The sequence below is a fragment of the Azotobacter beijerinckii genome (assembly GCF_900110885.1).
GTDB classification, from domain to species: Bacteria; Pseudomonadota; Gammaproteobacteria; order Pseudomonadales; family Pseudomonadaceae; genus Azotobacter; species Azotobacter beijerinckii.
In genome coordinates this window covers 1-6858 of record NZ_FOFJ01000104.1, presented here as the reverse complement: position 1 = coordinate 6858, position 6858 = coordinate 1, and the positions used below count along the sequence as shown (strand labels likewise).

The 6858-nt window shown below is 59.9% G+C and carries 5 protein-coding genes and 2 pseudogenes; 1 reads left to right on the top strand and 6 read right to left on the bottom strand.

Annotation, left to right across the window (positions count from 1 at the left end; genetic code table 11):
* Positions 1-135, bottom strand: a pseudogene (locus BMY22_RS24110) (IS4 family transposase); the annotation flags it as partial.
* A gap of 151 nt (positions 136-286) precedes the next feature.
* Between BMY22_RS24110 and BMY22_RS24105 the strand changes: the two are divergent.
* Positions 287-428, top strand: a pseudogene (locus BMY22_RS24105) (IS6 family transposase); the annotation flags it as partial.
* A gap of 190 nt (positions 429-618) precedes the next feature.
* On the opposite strand, the gene BMY22_RS22210 reads toward BMY22_RS24105, so the two are convergent.
* From BMY22_RS22210 to BMY22_RS22195, 5 genes are all read right to left on the bottom strand, one after another.
* Positions 619-1986, bottom strand: coding sequence for a sugar MFS transporter (locus BMY22_RS22210; protein ID WP_090625466.1), 1368 nt, complete (start codon positions 1984-1986; stop codon positions 619-621).
* A gap of 292 nt (positions 1987-2278) precedes the next feature.
* Positions 2279-2452: a hypothetical protein gene (locus tag BMY22_RS25120; protein WP_244158974.1), complete on the bottom strand. Its 174-nt coding sequence runs from the start codon at positions 2450-2452 to the stop codon at positions 2279-2281.
* Between the two features lie 308 nt (positions 2453-2760).
* The gene (locus BMY22_RS22205) at positions 2761-3693 is read right to left on the bottom strand and encodes an AraC family transcriptional regulator (RefSeq protein WP_090625464.1); all 933 of its coding nucleotides are present in this window, start codon (positions 3691-3693) and stop codon (positions 2761-2763) included.
* Positions 3694-3932: 239 nt separating this feature from the next.
* A complete protein-coding gene (locus tag BMY22_RS22200; protein WP_090625463.1) occupies positions 3933-6137 on the bottom strand; it encodes an alpha-galactosidase in 2205 nt (734 codons plus the stop codon).
* A gap of 258 nt (positions 6138-6395) precedes the next feature.
* The coding region (locus tag BMY22_RS22195; protein ID WP_279626391.1) for an enolase C-terminal domain-like protein at positions 6396-6858 on the bottom strand (463 nt) is incomplete at its 5' end.

Below are 6858 nucleotides of genomic sequence, written 5' to 3'. Positions count from 1 at the left end.
CAGGGAAACCAGCGACATCAGCTCGACGACGGTGGAAAACAGCAGCTCCCGGGGATACTGGCGCTGCCGGTTGGTCTCGAACACTTCGTCGACCCAGGCAGCCGGCATCGCCCGTTCCAACACCAGCCGTGCCATGACGCTGGCCGGTCGGTGCCTGCTTCTCGAATCGCGCCAGAATCTCGTCCCACACCGCCTTGCCCTCTTGATGGTTTTAGGGAAGGGAGTTTACGTAAAGACCTTGAAAGGGGTGGCTCTGAACGGTCTCTCCTTACCCCGCCCATGCCGCCTGCCGCCGTGTTGTCATGGTTACCGCTTTCCACTCACTGTGATCGGCTATGCACTACCGTTTCCCTTTGAGCCTGCGCATGGTTGAGGAGCGGCTGGCCGCGCGTGGCATCAAGCTGACCTACGAGACGGTGTGGCGCTGGTCGGTGACGCCAGCAGCGCTACAACACGTTGGGGTAAATCAGCTCGGAAGCTTTCGAGGCCCGGAGTGAGTGCTGGCACCCCCAGGTGAGACAGCCAAAGCGGGAGGCGGGTGTTCGGCAAGTCCACATGCAAAAGCCCCTGCCTGGGGGATGTACAGGCAGGGGCTCGTCAAAGATTGCGGTGGGCCAATTAGTGGCCGCAGCTGATGCCCTCCTTGAGGGTGTGGGTCGGAGCCTTTTTGGCAACTACAGCGAACCACAGCACATAAACGTAAGAGATCAGTGGTGCGATGAAACCGAGCGACTTGGACCCTGTCACCTCTTCGATCTTGGCAAAGATCAGCGGCAGAATGGCACCGCCGACGATAGCCAGGCACAAAAGACCGGAAGTCGCGGAAGTCGGTGCCGTTGAACGTTGCAGGGTGAGGGTAAAGATGGTCGGGAACATGATCGAGTTGAAAAGCCCGATCAGGAGTGCGGCGAACGCCGGGATCAGGCCCGATGTATTAGGTACCGACGCCAGGATGACATTGATCATGCCGGTGGGAGCCGATGGCACCATGTCCTTGGTGAAAATCACGACCAGACAGAGTGCTATAGCGCCTACCGCCACGATGGTAAGCATGGCGTAATCCTTGACAACCTTGAGCAGGGCCGAGCCGACAAAGCGACCGATCATGGCGAATACCATGTAAAAGGTGGTCAGGTGTCCGGCCGCTTGGGTTTCGACATTGAGAATATTGGCCTGTTCAAGATAGAGCAGCAGGTTAAGCGAGATGGCCACTTCTGCGCCAACATACAAGAAGATACCGATGGAGCCGAGATTCGCCCATTTGGATGTCAGGGCAGTGAACGGCGAAACCAGATGACCCGTATTGGGTGCTGCCGCTGTAATCTTGTCACGCACCAGCCAGATGGCGAAGATGAAAAGCGCTAGTGCCAGGCCGATCACCAGATAAACATTGGTGACAAAGCCGAGCGCGGCTTCACGCATCAGATCGGTGATCACTATATCCTTCTTGAAGATATCGCCGTTGAGCAGAAAGGAAGCCCCAAAAAACAGGCCGCACGCCGCGCCCAGCGAGTTGAAGGATTGCGACAGGTTCAAACGAAAGGCCGAGCCTTCGGAGTTACCCATCGACGCAATCAGCGGATTGGCCGTCACCTGAAGCAGGGTTACACCAGATGCCATAACAAAAAGAGCGACCAGGAAAACCATATAGACATGGACTTTGGCTGCAACGATGGCGATAAAACAGCCAGCAACAATGCCACCTAGACCGACCATGATCGACTTGGCGTAACCAAATCTTGAGAGAAAAGCCGCCGACGGGAGAGAGGCGAAGAAATAAGCGATAAAGAAGGCAAACCCCGTTAGCATCGACTCAACGGGCGTCAGGGTGAAGACCGTCTTCATAGTCTTTAGCAGCGGGTCGAGCAGGTTGGTGACCAGCGCCCAGATGAAAAAAAGCGCGGTGACATAAATTATGGCGAGAACAAGTGTTGAGCCGCCAGTTCTGACGGCGTCCGCTTGAACGCTGGAACTATTATCGGACATATACCCCTACCTGTAAGGTTTTTTTGTAAGTGATTTTTAGGGAAGGTGAAAACCCTACTTTTTAGCTTCGGCAAAAAGCCAAAACCAAGAACAATGCGGCTTTCAGATATCTACTTTCAAAGCAAAAAGGATTCTTCAGAGTCTCCTCAGATTTTTTCATAAGGCCAGCATGGATTTATACGCTTTATTTTCTAACTGGAAAGTCCTCGAATAGAGCAAAGCCGCTTTCAATATGAAAGAGTAAATCCTGCATCGGGATAACCATGTGAATATATGGCGCAGCTTCTAGATTCTAGAGATGCCCCTTTAGAGCAGGATAGTTTGTTTCATGCTCAGCATTTTTATCCCAACGCAACTTACTCACCAGCAATGGACAATACCCGCCTTGGGCTAGCGCATCGATCATGGTCGGGCCGCGAAACAGCGTCTGAGCACCCGATGGGGTGTTGTTGTCGTGTTCGGGCATAGCAAGTCTCCCGTTGAAGGAACACTAAATCGAATTTCCGGAAATTTCAATATGTGAAATACAATCCCACAATATAGGATTAATCTTAACCAGCATGCCATAGCTCCTGGCGAGCGCTTCTGCCTGCGGCTGCGCAGATCCCATAGTCCGTTCTACGAGCAGATCCACAGCCGCCAGGGCGGCTGGAAAGAATGCGCAGGGCTGGGCCGGCCAGCCCAAAGCGGGAGCACGACGACTATCGGGAAAGCTGTCAGCGCCAATCAGCGGCGCTGCTTACCCGACGAACGGGCGCCCGAGGGCAGACCGGTTCAAAGGCTGCCCCGGCTGTTCACATACAGGCCGCTGAGACGGAATTCGCTGGGGGACAGGGAAAAGGCGTGACGGAACAACTTCGAAAAGTAATTGGGATCGCGGATGCCTACAGACAGCGCAATGGCCTTGACCGAAAGGTCAGTCACTTCGAGCAGGTGGGCCGCGCGCTTCATGCGTTCATTCAGGACATATTGCGCCGGGGACATGCCTACCGTGCGGGTGAACAGCCGGGAAAAATGGGAACGGCTCAAGCCGGCCAACTGAGCCAGGCTCGCCACATCCAGTTCGTCGTCTTCGGGCTGCTGGGAGATGGTGCTGGGCTCGCGACACAGGCAGGTATGGATATGCTTCTGGATGGAGACAACCCCCCCCGTTTGTGGCGCATCTAGAGCGATATCCTGAACAAGCAGGTCGTCGTGCAGTGCCATGAGCGCCTCGTAGGCCAGGGCCGATGCCCGCCCGGCAGTCAGCTCCGGCGTGCGTGTCAAGGCATCGACGTTTCCGGCCAGGCATTCGATGGTCTTGTCGCTCAGGCGCAACACCGGTCCACGCTCGTCCAACAAGGCCCGCTGCAGCCGGAGAGCTTCCTTGCCGTACATGGCGATCCAGAAGAACTCCCAGAAATTTCCCTCCTCCAGCCAATAGCAATGATCGTGCGGGACCATGACCAACATGGTGTCGCCGGCGCAAAGCCGGTGGTGACGCCCCTCGAAGCGCAGGTTGCCTTCCCCTGCGAGGGTATGCTGCACGATGGCGAAAGGCGTGTTGCCACGTCGACGGCCATCCCAGCAATAGGTGCGGTCCCGTATCCGGTCATAGCCGGCATTGGTCGGCATGGTGTGCAACTGATGTCTGCCGCGTGGCAGGGATATGACCTGTATGGCCGGCCCTCTTGCTCGCATATCGTCGAGCACGGAATTACCCGTCATGGCAAGTCTCTCCTATTCGAGTGTCGAGTCTCCCTAGCTTCGATTCCATTGATGTGGTCACACCCCACAGGCCACCCCGTCTCCTTGCAGATTATGTCGAGGCCCGCTCATAGAGTGGGATAGGTATCGCCTTGAGCAGACCATTGCGCCTGACCAGTCCGAACACGATCACAAGGTGCGCAACCGATCAGAGTGGCTGTCGGCTGCGCACCGTAACGTTCCGGCCAGAGACCAAAACCTTACACGGCCTGCAACTCCACGACCATGGCGGTCAATGGCTGCATGAAAGGCGGGAAAACCCCGACATCCATCAACGTCGCTCCGCTGACCGGGACTTTTCCGGAAAATACCGCCTTTTGCACCTCGGACGGCCGGTACCCTGCTGGCAAGTTTTGCGGCTCAGGGAGTGTGATGCGATAGGTTTTCGCGGGGTCGAGCCCGCTCAGCCTTATGGGCGAAGGTCTGCGGGCGGAAACCCAGTCGCGCTGGGCCACCAGGAAGACCCCCGACCGTGCATCGTCGGAGACGACCCCTCGCACGACCCGTGCCGGGTCCGCCGCGCAGAACTGTGCCTGCCCGTGATGGAGTAGGCTGCGCAGCCGCTTGTGGAGCGCGATCCACGCCTTGAGCCGCGTGGACTCCTCTGCGGACAGGTGCGTCGGATCCAGCTCCAGCCCCAGATGCCCGAAAATTGCCACGCAAGCCCGGAAATCCAGCGTCGTCGTCCGGCCGGTGATCCCGTTCGGAACCTCCGAGATATGGCAGCCCGTCACCTCCGGCGGCAGGAAATGCCATGCCGCGCCCTGGATCGCCAGACGCTCCAGCGCATCGGTGTCGTCCGAAGTCCAGACGCGCTGCGTATGTGCCAGCGCGCCCCAGTCGGCCCGGCCGCCGCCGGATGCGCAGCTTTCGATCTCCAGCTCGGGATGCGCCTTGTGCAGCCGCTCCCACAGCGCATAGAGCGCCAGGACCTGGCGGCGGTAGGCCGCGCGACCTTGTGCATCGGATGCCTCGACCAGATCGCGATTGAAATCCCACTTGATGTAATCGATCCGCACGCTGGCGACCTGCTCGGAGATCGCCTCGAACAGGTAATCCGAGACCTCGGGCCGCGAAATGTCCAGCACCAGCTGGTTGCGGGACGTCCACAAGGGGTAGCCGCGCGTCTGCAGCACCCAGTCCGGATGCGCGCGATACAGGTCGCTGTCCGGATTGACCATCTCTGGCTCGTACCAGAGCCCGAACTCCATGCCGTGCCCGTGAATCCTGTCGGCCAGGGGACGCAGGCCATTCGGAAAGACCGAAGCGGCCGAGAACCAGTCCCCAAGCCCAGCATCGCAATCGCGGCGCGCCCCGAACCAGCCGTCATCCAGCACGAACCGTTCGATGCCGAGTGCGGCCGCCGCGTCCACCTGGCGCATCAGCTGATCCTCATGCAGGTCGAACCCGCTCCCTTCCCAGGAGTTCAGGAGGACCGGGCGCGGTTTCATCTTGCCGCCCTGCCAGTGCAGGACGTGGCGACGCGCATGGGCCTGGAAGGCCCGGGCGCATCCGGAAAACCCGGCGGACGAATAGGCGGCATAGGCAACCGGTGTGACCAGCTCGGCGCCAGGCGCGAGATCTCCCTCGCCCGAATAAAGATATTCGCCGCACGACAAACGGACGCGTCCGTCCTCCATCCGCTCCACGCAGAGACGATGACCGCCGCTCCAGCCAAGCTGTACGGCCCAGGCTTCGCCCGCGTTCTCCGAGGTGTTGGCCGGCGAGAGCAGCATGCCGGGGAAGTGGTCGTGCGTGCGGTTGCGGCGGCTCTCCACCACGATCCCGCCACGGGTCAGGTTCATCGGCTCGATGCCGAATTCATTCCCCCACTCGCCGGACAGCACATGCGCGGTATCGACCGACTCGGGCAGCAGATAGGTGCCCGAGACAAGCCGCTCGACCCGCAGGGTCTGCGTACCGGTATTGCTCAGCCGCGCCTGGCTGGTCAGCACGTCATCCGGGCCGAGTTCCAGATTCAGCACTAGCGCAAGCCCGGATACGAGGTCTTTCCCCCGTACCACAAGCCGCTGGCCCTCTCGTGCCACCTGTTCGGTCTCGAAACTCGCAGTCCAGCCGCTTCCATCGGGACGCGCCGCGATCAGGCCGGGCATATCGAAATTCCAGCAGCCGATCGTATCGAGCAGCGTGATCAACGGGCGCCACTGGTCCGGCCCGTTATTGGGGCTGTCCGGGGCACGCACGGCGAAGATCTCGGCCTCCGAGATTTCCTGCGGCAGGCGCCGCCCCCAATAGGCGATTTCCGGCAACCCTTCCCGGCGATGGATCAGCAATAAAGTGGAGTTCGTACCATCCAGCCGGATCAATGCTTCAGGATGGCTGCCCCCCTGACCGGCCAATTCGATTTCCGGAATGAATGGAGGAGTGATAGGTGCTTGGGTCATTAGGCTGTCCTGTTATTTTTTGTCGACTGTTTGGCCGAAGAGTTGCCCACCCGCGAGAAGGCTAGTGAGGCGATTCAATGGTCGTTGTTGGCGCCTTCCTAGATGGCCTGGACCCTACCACCAAGCCCCATAAGCGAGGCTCGCTGAAGAAGTCATGATCGGCCAGCGCTGCATCCAAGGAGTCCAGATCGAAACGGTCGGGCGATGCCGAGCATGGCCAGCCCGTTCAATGTTCTGGCCGGCGCGCCGCGACCGGACTTACCATTCGGCGACGCTACCGTCGGCATGGCGCCACACCGGGTTGCGCCAGCGGTGACCGACCTCGGCACGCTCCCGCACGTACGTCTCGTTGACCTCGATGCCCAGGCCCGGCCCCTGGGGGATGTCGACGAAACCGTCGCGGTAGGCGAACACTTCCGGCTTGACCAGGTAGTCGAGGATGTCGTTGCTCTCGTTGTAGTGGATGCCCAGGCTCTGCTCCTGGATGAAGGCGTTGTAGCAGACCGCGTCCAGTTGCAGGTTGGCGGCCAGGGCGATCGGTCCCAGCGGGCAGTGCAGCGCCAGGGCGACGTCGTAGGCCTCGGCCATCGCCGCGATCTTGCGCGTCTCGGTGATGCCGCCGGAGTGCGAGGGGTCGGGCTGGATGATGTCGACGAAGCCGTCGGCCAGCACCCGCTTGAAGTCCCAGCGCGAGAACAGCCGCTCGCCGAGGGCGATCGGC